The sequence below is a fragment of the Streptococcus cristatus genome (genome assembly GCF_001578775.1).
Classification (GTDB): Bacteria; Bacillota; Bacilli; order Lactobacillales; family Streptococcaceae; genus Streptococcus; species Streptococcus cristatus_A.
This window is the reverse complement of record NZ_KQ969062.1, coordinates 1,078,893-1,090,937: the sequence shown is the minus strand read 5'-3', so window position 1 is coordinate 1,090,937 and position 12,045 is coordinate 1,078,893. Positions and strand designations below refer to the sequence as shown.

Sequence of the window (12,045 nt, the reverse complement as noted above, 5' to 3'; positions counted from 1 at the left end):
CTCGGTAAAATCACTTGATCATTCTCATAACACTTGCGCTCATGAGCATTCCAAGCATACTCTTCTGGCTTCATATATCCTCCGATTTCGGATTTCTCTAAACTCGCCCCTGCATTTCATTCTTCTCTTAAATGAAGTGTCAAGTTCTCGCAGAGCTCGATCTGCATCAATGGCCCTAAATTCAACTACGCCTAACAGCTTGTTTCATTATGGATAATAAGGAACGTAGTTCTCGCAGAGCTCGAACTGCATCAATTCTCTAACCTCACTTACGTGCTAGGCACTCAGTTCGCTAAGAGAAATAGAAAAACGGGACACATGGCCCCGCTGCTTTTTATTTCTCATCAATGACGATGCGAACTTTTTTGTACTCGGTTGGGACAGAGTAAACAATCGTCCTTATAGCGGAGATAGTACGACCTTTACGACCGATCACACGTCCAACATCGCTTGGATCAAGATCAAGATGATACTCTAAAAACTCAGGTGTATCTTCAATCTTGATAGTTAAGGCATCTGGCTGTGAAATCAAAGGTTTCACTATCGCAATAATGAGATTTTCAATCGTGTCCATATATCAACCTGCACTTCTATTATTTAGAGTATCTTGAATCGTGGAATTTCTTCAAAACACCAGCTTTTGAAAGGATATTGCGAACTGTATCTGAAGGTTGAGCTCCATCAGCCAACCATGCAAGAACGCGATCTTCTTTCAAAGTCACTTGGTTTTCTTCAACAAGTGGGTTGTAAGTTCCAACTGTTTCGATGAAACGTCCGTCACGTGGTGAACGTGAGTCTGCAACGTTGATACGGTAGAAAGGTTTTTTCTTAGAACCCATACGAGTCAAACGGATTTTTACTGCCATTTTTAAAATTTCTCTCTTTTCTTATTTTTTATTTCGGTGAAATAGCTGAGCTATTTAGCACATGTTCTATTATAGCAGATTAAAAACAGCTGTCAAGTTTTTTTCTTGACAGACTTAAAAATTTTTTCAAAGTAGTAATTTTTTAATTTCTTCATAGGAAGATACCCTATAAGTCGGCTGCGCACTGCTATTGTTAATCAACTTTTTGGAATTGTACCAGATAGAGTCCATTCCTGCATTATTGGCGCCAGCAATATCTGCCGTCAAGGAGTCTCCAATCATCAAAGTCTGAGACAGGTCAAAATCTGGTATCTGCTCTGCTATTTTTTCATAAAACAAAGCTTCAGGCTTCTGAGTCCCCATCTGCTCCGAGATGAAGATGTGATTAAAATAGGGCGCAATATCAGAATGAGCCATGCGACCGGTCTGAATAGCCGTGATGCCATTGGTCGCTCCGTAAATCTCATAATCAGCTGCTGTCAGACTGTCCAAAAGCTCGCTAGCACCAGCGTAGGTCTGTCCTTGCTGAACAATATGCTGCTGATAGAGAAGGGCTAACTCGGCGCCATCTTTCTCAATGCCAAAATGAGCAAAAAGACGAGAAAAGCGCGTATTGACCAGCTCTGGCTTGGTGATTTTCCCCTGCTCCAGATCCCGCCAAAGCCCCTTGTTCATGGGAATATAATAGTCTTTGTAGGTCTGGATCTCCGTCACGCCCTGCTCCTCCAAAAACTGAGTCAGCGCGATGTCTTCTGCCGTATCAAAATCCAGCAGCGTATGATCAAGGTCGAAAAGTAGAAATTTGTATGACAAGGTAGAAATCCTTTCTGCAACTATAGTAGCTTCATTATACCACAATGTAAAAAAAACACCCGCTCAAAAATGAACGGCTGATTTCTAATCTATTTTACCACTGGAATCCAAAGTGCCATTTGATAGTTCGGTGTCCTTTGTTCCGAACCTACTGCACCACCAAACAGCATCTTCGTTTTTCTCACTTTTTCTACTCGTCTTTATAGTGAATGCACAAATCTCTAAATTTATTATCTAGCAGCGCAATATCGAACAAGACTTCTGATAGTTTCTGATAATCTTCCTTGATACAAAATAGATGAGCTTGGCCGAACAATCTTGCTAAATTTTCTTTTATTTCTGATCTGACAGCATCGTATTCTTTTAAGAAGTTGCTCATGTATAGATTCTGATAGAAGCTAATTTGAAACTAAAGTATTGATGAAGATGCTTTTGCTCTTCATTCAAGCCATTGTCCGCTACCGACTTAGCATATCTTACTATCACGTTCTCCTCGCCGTCTTCATATCGTTGCTTCATCAGCATAGATGTTTTTTGATAAATGTCCTTGGAAGTTGGAGATTTGATTTTTTTGAAGTTTCCCCACATAGAGAAAGAACCTCTTTTATAGTCGATGTTTTTAGCTTCCCAGGCTTTCGAAAATTCTGAGAAACTCATTTCCATACAAGCAAAACCTGCTGGATCATGGAAATAGATAAACTCATCATCTAGATCATAAACTGAAACAAAATGGTCCACTCCATACAAATGGATATGATTGGGATTATAAGTGAGATAACCCATGTCCAAAGGGCCAAGAACAACTGGCCCGCTGAGCAAGAACTTACTTAACATTTCTCTGATAGAGAGAAGATTCGCCGCATTTGAATCCTTTATATAGTATTCATCATAGGTAAAGCCCAGAATGTTTAAAGAATGGCTGATAGAACTATCTGGCATCCCATTATCAAAGAAGACTAAAGGGTGTTTTTCATCTTCCTTTACAATACTAGCGCCATTTCCCATCACCATAATGGCTTCCAAAAACTCAGGGCGAACATCATAACCATACGAATGCAGCGCCATCGCAAGTGAATATGTATAACAAAGAGAAACGTCCCCAAAATAGATCTGCATAGCATCATCCTCCTCTGTAATCAATACCTAAAAAATGACTTGCAATCAAAATTTTATTTCACCACTGGTATCCAGAGTTCCATTTGATAGTCTGGGGAGGACATATCACCCTCAGTGTAGACTTCAAAGTCTGGTGCTCCTGAGTGGCGATAGTCAGTTTCTGGGAAAAAGACTTCCAAGACGTATTTCCAAGCATGGTGGATGCTGGCTGGTATAGCCCCCTTGACTGGTACGATAGCATATTCAGCTTCTACGATTTCTTTGATTGACAGACCTAGTTCTTCTGCTTTAGCTTTATCCGTCACATCATAAGCCGCCATATAGTTGATGATTTCGCCTTCTTTGACATCCGAGCAGAGGCCAAAGGATTGGCCACTGCCCAGACTCTCTAGGCTTTCAAAGCTGTGATTGGCATAGAGCTGATCCCAAGCGGATGGGCACTGGCTATTGTCGATAGCTTCCAATAGGACGCCTGCTACAGTAAAAGCAGGTTTCTTTTGAATCTTGATATCCATGTTCTTTCCTCCTGTAATCTTTAAGGATAATTGAAGTCTAGGAAAAACCCGATAAGGTTTTCCATTTCGAACTTCTGAGGGAGTCGCACCATGGAATTTCTTAAAGGCTGCGCTGAAGGCATCCGAAGACTCATAGCCGTATTTCAGTGCTATATCAATAACCTTCTCAGAGCTTTCCCGCAAGTCCGTCACAGCTTCTGACAGCCTGCGATTGCGCAAGTATTCTGCTAAAGTCATATCTGCTAGAATAGAAAAGAGCCTGCTAAAGAGAGCATAAGAATAGCCCGATAGCTGCTGAAATTGCTGCAAATCCACTTCTGCATCCAGCTTACTTTCCAGATATTCCATGGTTCGATTGAATTGATGCATCATATTCTTTTTCACCTCTTGACTATAGTCTAACAGATCTAAGATACTTACGCCCTAGAATTTTTGTACAAGATTTAAAGGAGGATTTTTACAATCTATCCCGCAGCTTCTCCACAAAGAGATAAGCCGCTGGGCAGGTCAGGGTATTTTTGATTGTCAGATGATTAATCTGATGAATCTTCTTGCGGTCTGTATGAGGGAACTCGCGGCATGCCTTGGGACGGACATCATAGATCGAGCAGAGATTGTCTCCACCTAAAAAAGGACAAGGCATAGCCTTGAAGACTTTGTCACCATCTTCGTCCACCTGCAGAAATTCCTCTTCAAAAGCCGGCAGCTTCATCTTGAAATACTTGGCAATACGGACAATATCGGCTTCCTTAAAGTCTGGTCCTAGCGTCTTACAGCAATTCGCACAGGCTGTACAGTCAATCTCTTCAAAAACCTCATCATGGATTTGCTGGGCAATCTTATCTAAATTTTTTGGTGGCTTTTTCTTTAGATTGGCTAAAAATTTTCGATGCTCTTTCTGCTTCTGCAGGGCTAGCTGATGGTACTTTTCAAGGTCAATTTCTTGAGTCATAAACTACTTTCTAATCAGTTAATTTTCGTTAGCATTATATCATAAATCTCAAAAAAATGAGACCTACTTTCAGGTAGCCCTCATTTTCTTGGTTTTAAATATTGTTAGTTGGGCCTTTTTCATCAAGGCTCCATGTTTCTTCTATGTATGAGATGACAGAAGCCAGAGTTTTTCGGTCGCCTTCAAAAGAGATCAAATACACTTTGTCATCTTTTTGGAAAACCCAAGAAACAACTAGCTGCCCTGATTTCATAATTACATCCAGTTGGAAAGCTTCATTGCCAGAAACAGTGGATTTTGCTCCCCACATTTTTTCTACATCTTTATTATCATTCCAACTATAGGCTAGTCGCTGGGCAATTAACTCAGCATTGAAAGTTTCTCCATCTTGGACATGAGCTTTTTCTCTAGTATAGCCATTCATGGTAACGATATTATAAGCTGAACCATCTGTGTACTGAATACTGTCGCCGCCATCTAGGTCGGTAAACTTTATCCAGTCACTTGGAATATCGATATAGCCATAGTCAGCCGAACCAATGCGTTTAGTCTCGGTTGTAGTAGAAACATCTTTGTCACTAGCTTTATCAGATTTACTGCTATCTTTTTGAGAAACTTGACTAGTTGTACTACTAGAAGTAGACGATTTCCGATTACCATAATTTTTAATAAGGCCACAAGAAGCTAGAGACAGACCAACCAGGACTGTCAAAAAACTAAGAAAATATTTTTTTGCCATAACAAATCTCCTTTTTAGACTACATGAGCCCGAACTATCTAGATTTCCATACTATCGAAACATTATAGATAACATCGAACGTTTCAAGATTGCTTCCCTATTTTATTTTCAGGAACAGCTCGACTTTTTTCCTTCGCTTTGTAATGCTGAACTCAAGCCATTCAAGTCAACTTTAATCCTCATCCATACTCAAGACGCTGAGGAAGGCCTCTTGTGGGACTTCGACAGATCCGATAGCTTTCATCCGTTTTTTACCGGCTTTTTGTTTTTCTAGAAGTTTGCGCTTCCGAGAAACGTCACCACCATAACACTTGGCCAAGACATTCTTACGCAAGGCCTTGATGTCAGTCCGAGCTACAATCTTGTGGCCAATGGCTGCTTGGATTGGTACCTCAAACTGCTGACGAGGAATGATTTTCTTGAGCTTGTCTACAATCAGCTTACCACGCTCATAGGCAAATTCCTTGTGAACGATAAAGCTGAGAGCATCGACCTTGTCGCCATTGAGGAGGATATCCATCTTAACCAGCTTGGATGAGCGATACTCAGAGATTTCATAGTCAAAGCTAGCATAGCCACGAGTAGAAGACTTGAGCTTGTCAAAGAAGTCAAAGACAATTTCAGCAAGCGGAATTTGATAGATAACATTGACCCGATTATCGTCGATATAGTCCATGGTCACAAAGTCACCGCGCTTGCGCTGAGCCAACTCCATCACTGCTCCGACAAATTCCTGTGGCACCATAATCTGCGCCTTGACATAAGGCTCTTCAATGGAATCAATCTTAGTCGGATCCGGAAACTCACTCGGATTAGAGACATCAATAGCTTCACCATCTGTCAGATTGACCTTATAGATAACAGATGGCGCCGTCATAATCAGATCAATATTAAACTCACGCTCCAAACGCTCCTGAATGACGTCCATGTGCAGCAAGCCCAAGAAGCCACAACGGAAACCAAATCCTAGTGCTTGCGACGTTTCTGGTTCAAATTGCAGACTGGCATCGTTCAACTGCAATTTTTCAAGGGCTTCGCGTAGGTCATTGTATTTATTAGACTCAATCGGGTAGAGACCAGCAAATACCATCGGATTCATCTGCTTGTAGCCGTCCAGGGGCTCAGATGCTGGATTATTGGCCAAAGTCACTGTGTCTCCGACCCGAGTATCCTGCACCGTTTTGATAGAAGCTGCGATATAGCCAACATCCCCTGTCGCTAGGAAATCACGTCCAATGGCCTTGGGCGTGAAAATGCCGACCTCAGTTACGTCAAAGTTCTTGCCATTGCTCATGAGCTGAATGGTATCTCCCGGCTTGACCACACCGTCCATCACCCGCACCTGCAGGATTACCCCACGATAGGCATCGTAGACTGAGTCAAAAATCAAGGCCTTGAGCGGTGCTTCTACATTTCCAGTCGGAGCTGGAACTTTTTCTACAATCTGCTCTAAAATATCTTCAATTCCGATGCCAGCCTTGGCAGAAGCCAATACGGCTTCGCTAGCATCCAGTCCAATCACGTCTTCAATTTCTGACCGCACCCGCTCCGGATCCGCAGCTGGCAGATCAATCTTGTTGATAACTGGCAAGATCTCCAAGTCATTGTCCAGCGCTAGATAGACATTTGCCAAGGTCTGAGCCTCAATCCCCTGAGCTGCATCCACGACTAGAATGGCACCTTCACAGGCCGCAAGAGAACGCGATACTTCATAGGTAAAGTCCACGTGTCCCGGCGTGTCGATCAAGTGGAAGATATAGGTCTCTCCGTCCTTGGCAGTATAATTGAGCTCGATAGCATTAAGCTTAATGGTGATGCCACGCTCCCGCTCCAAGTCCATGCTGTCCAAGAGTTGGGCCTGCATTTCCCGGCTGGAAACTGTCTCAGTCGCCTCCAAAATCCGGTCGGCCAAGGTTGATTTCCCGTGATCAATGTGGGCAATGATGGAGAAATTGCGGATCTTCTCCTGACGTTTTTTCAAATCTTCTAACTTCATTTTTCTCTTCCTTTTAGGGTATTCTATTTATTATATCATGATTTGTCGAAAATAAAAACGACTGTAACCAAGACAGTCGACTTAATTTTCCATTTAACTAAAGTCTCATAAATACTGAGACGATTAGTCATGGACTTTTCTGAGTTTTTCAAGAGTTTCTAGGAAAATAGCTGGCGCTTCAGCCGTAAATTCCAGCACTTCGCCAGTCCGAGGATGGGTGAAGCCCAGTGTTCGCGCGTGCAGAAATTGGCCATGTCCTTTCAAGGTCTTACGAGGTCCATAGACCTCATCGCCAGCTACTGGATGGCCGATATAAGCCATGTGGACACGGATTTGATGCGTCCGCCCCGTCTCCAGCTGTAGCTCAACCAAGGTATAGTCACCAAAACGTTCCAAGACTTGGAAACGTGTCAGAGCGGGTTTTCCCTTGGCTGTAACCGCCTGTTTCTTGCGATCTTTTTCACTACGGCCAATCGGCGCCTCAATCACTCCACGGTCGTTAGGGAGATTGCCATGCACAATCGCCCAGTATTTACGGAGGGATTTCTTATCCTTGAGCTCATCTGCAAGTGCCAGATGGGCTTGGTCATTCTTGGCAATCATCAAAAGGCCAGAAGTGTCCTTATCAATCCGATGGACAATACCCGGACGCAGCACACCATTGATACCAGAGAGATCTTTGATGTGGTACATGAGGGCATTGACCAGAGTACCGCTGGTATGGCCAGCCGAAGGATGAACCACCATGCCTTGTGGCTTGTTGACGACGGCAACATCCTCATCCTGATAGACGATTTCTAGCGGAAGATCCTCTGCCACATACTCAACCACCTCTGGCTCAGGTACTTCATAGGAAATGACATCACCCTCTTTGACGGCATACTTGGCTTTTTTTGCTTCTCCATTGACCAAAATCTGGCCATTTTTTATCTGTTCATTGGCTAAACCACGTGACAGCTCTGTTAGGTCCGCCACTGCCTTATCCAAACGCAGGCCTGCGGCTGCCGCATCAATTTTCAATTCCATTTGTTTCTTCCTTCAACATCACCAGTAATAAAATCGCTACTCCAACAGTCAGGTACATATCTGCTACGTTAAAAATAGCAAAATTGACAAAATCTAGCTGGAACATATCCACTACAAATCCTTGCTGAATCCGGTCAATGAAATTGCCCAATCCACCAGCAATAATTAGAATGAGTCCCGTTAGCATCCACTTAGAAGCTTGGATATTTTTAATCAAATACCAAACAGCAACTCCAATCACGATACAAGTTATCAGAGCGAAAAACCACTGCTGATTTTCCAAGATAGAAAAGGCTGCACCAGTATTTCGCAGATAGGTCAAACTGACGATCTTAGGAATAAACTTTCTGACCTGCCCCAAAGAAAAATTGGAAACAATATAATACTTGACTGCTTGATCAAGAGCAATCAAAAGAATGACTAAAAAAGGAATCGCAATTTTACGTTTCATACTTCTCTTTTCTGTGCAAAATATTCTTTCATAACAGCTACAAAAGCTTCGCCGACCTGACTCAACTCCACATCTTCGCGCTTGACATAGACCATGTGGTTGTCCAAGTTGTCGCGAAGCTTGATGACAGTAATGCCATTTACACTGTTGCTGTCCAAAAAGCCAGATCCAGTCGCATAAGCATCCGTCCGCTCCAAAATACCATTGAGCGTTGCCCGATCCGTCACATTAAACATCTGGGAGCTGGCACTGGTATCGACAAAATTCTCTGAATAATAGAGATACTCGTCCTTTTCCTGTGTAAAGCGAACAGTTGGCAAGGTAGCCAAATCTTCCATAACCAGCTCCTCCTTTTGAGTCAGAGGATGGTCTTCCCGCAGATAAATGTGGGTCTGGAAAGGAATTAGCTCAATGACCTCCAAGCCGAGCTTCTCCACCCGCTGCATAATGCCCTTGCTATTCTGATTATTGAGATAAATAATCCCAATCTCGCTGTGACCTTGAGCAACTTCGTCCAAAATCTGCACCGTTGTTGATTCGAAAATCCGGAAATTCTTATATTCTGGATACTTTTGTGAAAACTCCGTAATCAACGGCGGCAAAAAATCATAGTGCTGACTGGCAATGGAAAATTCATCTTTTTCCTCTTCAGGATTGGCATACTGATTTTGAAAAACATCAAATCCTTTGACCAATTCTTGAGCTCTCTCGTAAAATTCCATGCCCCGTCTGGTCAAGAAGGTTCCACTACTAGTTCGACGAAAAACTTTAAATCCCAGCTCCTTTTCCAAATCTCGCACCGCGATAGATAGGCTGGGCTGGCTGACATACATCTTTTCTGCTGCTTCGCGGAAAGTTCCGCTGTTGGCAATAGCCACTACATAACGCAATTGTTGAATATTCATATCTTTTTCCTTTTACAAATACTCCTAATTATACCATAAAATCAGCCTTCCTCAAAGGTAGGCAGCGACTTTCCTTTTGGAAATACATCTCTGAAATCTGCATCATTTGCCTAAAATGTCCTTTGTATATAAAAAGGTGACATAAAGAACGACAAACAAAGCTATTAAGACCTCAAAAGCAAGCAGAACTTGCCCAGCTAGACCGAAATTTAATATATTTAAAGACTGCTTCAAGGCCACAGCTGAAATAACCAAAGGGAAGGTAAAGGCCGAAAATCCTGCTGAAAAAGGACGATAGATCAAACGAGGCAGTTGCCACAAAATAAAGACATAAAAGCATTGACCCGAAATCAAGAGCAAGCTCAGCAAGACCAGATTGGGCTGGGGAAAAGTAGCCACATAAGCTGCTGTCATCAAGGAAATAGGCGCACAAATCGTTGTTGTATTCGGGCGAACATTCTCTGCTAAGCCGATTTTATAGGTCTTATAAAGGACGATTGGCAAGACTAAAATAGTCGCTAAAAGTCCATACCAAAAGACCAGCTGGCCCAAAGCTAACTGCTGAGGAACCGCAATGGTCAGAGGAGCGACACCAATCCCGACAAATAAGACCGTCCAAGCGGGAAAGACATTCTCCCACTTGAAAGGAAATACAAAAGCTAGAATATAGTAGACCATCAAGAAAACCAGCCCGCTAAAGCTTAGCCACCACAGCACTTGCGCACTAATTCGGGTCAAATTTCCCAAGAAAGTCCAGCTCGCTAGATAAGTCGAAGCTACCATTCCCTGCATGAAAAAGGTCGGGAAAACAGAGGCTACTAATGCTTGCCCCAGCTGCTCTTTGACTTGTTTAGTATGCATCAGCATTCCCATCACTAGATGAAGGAAAAACAAGAGTGCCAGACTTGCTAAAAGATAACGCAAGAGCTGACTGACATCACCGACTAAATTTCCCAAGGCTAGTAGGCCTAGCACCAAGCCAGCCTGAACTAAGGATGGCTCTTTTCTCTTTATCATAAACAGATCTCCTGACCTCCATAACCCTTTACTCTGAAGGTTAATCTTTTTATTTTCTCTTTAAATAAACTGTTTCCGACTTTCGTTTAAAGCCCAATCTTTCATACAGCCTCAGGGCACCTGTATTTTGAGCTTCTACTACGATTTGACAGACTTTTCCATTTCGGCTAGCAAGGTCATTCAGGATAGATCTGACTAGTTGACTCCCTAAGCCCTGTCCCTGAAAGGCCTGATCCACAGCTAATGCGAACAGATAATTGCTACCAAAACTTGTATCCACTGAGCAAGACGCCACGATTTGACCATCTTGTTTCAAGACATAGAGCAGGCTATCTGTGCTCTCCAGTGCTTGACTGGCATAGTGAAGCGCAGTATCCATCGGCATTTCAAAAACCTGCGACTGAAACGCTGCAATCTCCGCAACCATTTCCTTTCTACCCAGTAAAACTTCCACGCCTTCTTTTTCTTCTTCAGGGAAAGTCCACGCTGCCTGCTCCAGCCAGATTTCCGTTTCTTTCAAATCATAATCAAACTTCTCAGCAAAGGTCGGATGCTCTGCTAAAAACTTGACTTCACTGATGTATTCGATTCGGAATAAATCGTATTTCTCTGCAATTTTGGAAAATTCCTGCAAAAGAGCGCTCGCTATGCCCTGTCCGCGATAGTCGGGCAATACATAGACAGATACCTCTGCTTGCCCCGGCTCATCCGCATAAACCGATAAAAAACCGACCGTTTGATGATCTAAATTTGCCAGAAAAAAGGCTGGCATATCAACATCAAAATTATAGGCATTATCCAGATAAGGAAGACGATAGGTCCCATCTGTAACTTGACAGCCTTGAACCAGCTCAAAAAGCTGATCCTTGATTTCCTGACTAGGCTGGCTATAAATCCTAATTTCCATCATTCTCCCTCATAAACCTGTATCCATAACGAATGTACTACGTACTATCCTACTCCAACTCACTCAGATACTCATAGCGTTCATACTTTTCAAGAAGCTGCTCATTCTTGTCATCCAGCTCCTTCTGAAGTTCCGATAGCTTGGTAAAGTCCGAGCCGTTCTGCTCCATCCCCGTCTCAATGGTGGCGATGCGTGCTTCCAGCTCCTCGATATCCGCCTCGATGGTCTCCCACTCTTGCTTTTCAAAGTAGCTCATCCGCTTCTTCTGCTCCCGCTCCTTGACGGGCTTTTCCTTTTCTTTCTTTTGGGAAATAGCTGCGCTGGATTGTCTAAAAGCCTTCTCATCCAGATAGTCCGTGTAGTTGCCAAAGAACTCTCTGACCTCGCCATTCTCAAAAGCTAAAATCTTGCTGGCTACCTTATCGAGGAAATACCGATCGTGACTAACTGTGATCACTGGCCCTGCAAAGCCCTGTAGGAAATTTTCTAAGACCGTCAAGGTTGCGATATCCAAATCATTGGTCGGCTCGTCTAGAAGCAGGACATTGGGCTTTTCTAGTAAAAGCTTGAGCAGGTAAAGCCGCTTCTTTTCTCCGCCAGACAATTTCTCAATCAAAGTGCCGTGGCTTGAGCGAGGAAAGAGAAACCGCTCCAAGAGCTCAGCAATGGATGTCGTCCCGCTCCCACTCTTAACTTCTTCCGCCACTTCCTGTAAATAATTGATGACCCGCTTGGACTCATC

The 12,045-nt window shown here is 43.1% G+C and carries 13 protein-coding genes and 2 pseudogenes; all 15 read right to left on the bottom strand.

From position 1 onward, the window contains the following. Positions 1-74 (bottom strand): annotated as a pseudogene (locus SCRDD08_RS12235) (putative immunity protein); the annotation flags it as partial. A gap of 260 nt (positions 75-334) precedes the next feature. Beyond that, positions 335-574 carry an RNA-binding protein KphA gene (gene kphA, locus SCRDD08_RS05470; protein WP_005590445.1) on the bottom strand — a complete coding sequence of 80 codons (240 nt, stop codon included), beginning with the start codon at positions 572-574 and terminating at the stop codon, positions 335-337. Positions 575-593: 19 nt separating this feature from the next. Beyond that, positions 594-866 (bottom strand): 30S ribosomal protein S16, encoded by a 273-nt coding sequence (gene rpsP, locus SCRDD08_RS05465; RefSeq protein ID WP_061422767.1) that lies wholly within the window; start codon positions 864-866, stop codon positions 594-596. A 126-nt stretch (positions 867-992) separates the two neighbouring features. Next, positions 993-1,679: a pyrimidine 5'-nucleotidase PynA gene (gene pynA / locus SCRDD08_RS05460; protein WP_061422766.1), complete on the bottom strand. Its 687-nt coding sequence runs from the start codon at positions 1,677-1,679 to the stop codon at positions 993-995. 190 nt (positions 1,680-1,869) lie between these two features. Continuing rightward, positions 1,870-2,795 (bottom strand): annotated as a pseudogene (locus SCRDD08_RS05455) (DNA repair protein RadC). Between the two features lie 53 nt (positions 2,796-2,848). Further along, complete coding sequence (locus tag SCRDD08_RS05450; RefSeq protein WP_061422765.1) at positions 2,849-3,682, bottom strand: AraC family transcriptional regulator; 834 nt, start codon at positions 3,680-3,682, stop codon at positions 2,849-2,851. A gap of 85 nt (positions 3,683-3,767) precedes the next feature. After that, the gene (locus tag SCRDD08_RS05445; RefSeq protein ID WP_048763203.1) at positions 3,768-4,262 is read right to left on the bottom strand and encodes a YkgJ family cysteine cluster protein; all 495 of its coding nucleotides are present in this window, start codon (positions 4,260-4,262) and stop codon (positions 3,768-3,770) included. Positions 4,263-4,356: 94 nt separating this feature from the next. Next, a complete protein-coding gene (locus tag SCRDD08_RS05440; protein WP_061422764.1) occupies positions 4,357-5,001 on the bottom strand; it encodes a hypothetical protein in 645 nt (214 codons plus the stop codon). Between the two features lie 172 nt (positions 5,002-5,173). Next, on the bottom strand, positions 5,174-6,997 hold the full coding sequence (gene lepA, locus SCRDD08_RS05435) for a translation elongation factor 4 (RefSeq protein ID WP_061422763.1): 1,824 nt from the start codon (positions 6,995-6,997) through the stop codon (positions 5,174-5,176). 123 nt (positions 6,998-7,120) lie between these two features. After that, the gene (locus tag SCRDD08_RS05430) at positions 7,121-8,023 is read right to left on the bottom strand and encodes an RluA family pseudouridine synthase (RefSeq protein WP_061422762.1); all 903 of its coding nucleotides are present in this window, start codon (positions 8,021-8,023) and stop codon (positions 7,121-7,123) included. Further along, the gene (gene lspA, locus SCRDD08_RS05425; RefSeq protein WP_061422761.1) at positions 8,007-8,474 is read right to left on the bottom strand and encodes a signal peptidase II; all 468 of its coding nucleotides are present in this window, start codon (positions 8,472-8,474) and stop codon (positions 8,007-8,009) included. Before lspA ends, SCRDD08_RS05430 begins: the two co-directional genes overlap by 17 nt. Beyond that, positions 8,471-9,379 (bottom strand): LysR family transcriptional regulator, encoded by a 909-nt coding sequence (locus SCRDD08_RS05420; RefSeq protein ID WP_061422760.1) that lies wholly within the window; start codon positions 9,377-9,379, stop codon positions 8,471-8,473. Before SCRDD08_RS05420 ends, lspA begins: the two co-directional genes overlap by 4 nt. Before the next feature lie 102 nt (positions 9,380-9,481). Beyond that, positions 9,482-10,396, bottom strand: coding sequence for a TDT family transporter (locus tag SCRDD08_RS05415; RefSeq protein ID WP_061422759.1), 915 nt, complete (start codon positions 10,394-10,396; stop codon positions 9,482-9,484). A 49-nt stretch (positions 10,397-10,445) separates the two neighbouring features. Then, a complete protein-coding gene (locus SCRDD08_RS05410) occupies positions 10,446-11,303 on the bottom strand; it encodes a GNAT family N-acetyltransferase (protein WP_061423269.1) in 858 nt (285 codons plus the stop codon). Between the two features lie 49 nt (positions 11,304-11,352). Continuing rightward, positions 11,353-12,045: ATP-binding cassette domain-containing protein (locus SCRDD08_RS05405; protein WP_155719792.1), on the bottom strand; the 693-nt coding region annotated here is incomplete at its 5' end.

What these genes read in the sequence shown, in the direction of transcription:
- kphA (WP_005590445.1), bottom strand. Translation starts at nt 574, where the DNA reads ATGGACACGATTGAAAATCTCATTATTGCGATAGTGAAACCTTTGATT.
- rpsP (WP_061422767.1), bottom strand. Translation starts at nt 866, where the DNA reads ATGGCAGTAAAAATCCGTTTGACTCGTATGGGTTCTAAGAAAAAACCT.
- SCRDD08_RS05450 (WP_061422765.1), bottom strand. Translation starts at nt 3,682, where the DNA reads ATGATGCATCAATTCAATCGAACCATGGAATATCTGGAAAGTAAGCTG.
- SCRDD08_RS05445 (WP_048763203.1), bottom strand. Translation starts at nt 4,262, where the DNA reads ATGACTCAAGAAATTGACCTTGAAAAGTACCATCAGCTAGCCCTGCAG.
- SCRDD08_RS05440 (WP_061422764.1), bottom strand. Translation starts at nt 5,001, where the DNA reads ATGGCAAAAAAATATTTTCTTAGTTTTTTGACAGTCCTGGTTGGTCTG.
- lepA (WP_061422763.1), bottom strand. Translation starts at nt 6,997, where the DNA reads ATGAAGTTAGAAGATTTGAAAAAACGTCAGGAGAAGATCCGCAATTTC.
- SCRDD08_RS05430 (WP_061422762.1), bottom strand. Translation starts at nt 8,023, where the DNA reads ATGGAATTGAAAATTGATGCGGCAGCCGCAGGCCTGCGTTTGGATAAG.
- lspA (WP_061422761.1), bottom strand. Translation starts at nt 8,474, where the DNA reads ATGAAACGTAAAATTGCGATTCCTTTTTTAGTCATTCTTTTGATTGCT.
- SCRDD08_RS05420 (WP_061422760.1), bottom strand. Translation starts at nt 9,379, where the DNA reads ATGAATATTCAACAATTGCGTTATGTAGTGGCTATTGCCAACAGCGGA.
- SCRDD08_RS05415 (WP_061422759.1), bottom strand. Translation starts at nt 10,396, where the DNA reads ATGATAAAGAGAAAAGAGCCATCCTTAGTTCAGGCTGGCTTGGTGCTA.
- SCRDD08_RS05410 (WP_061423269.1), bottom strand. Translation starts at nt 11,303, where the DNA reads ATGGAAATTAGGATTTATAGCCAGCCTAGTCAGGAAATCAAGGATCAG.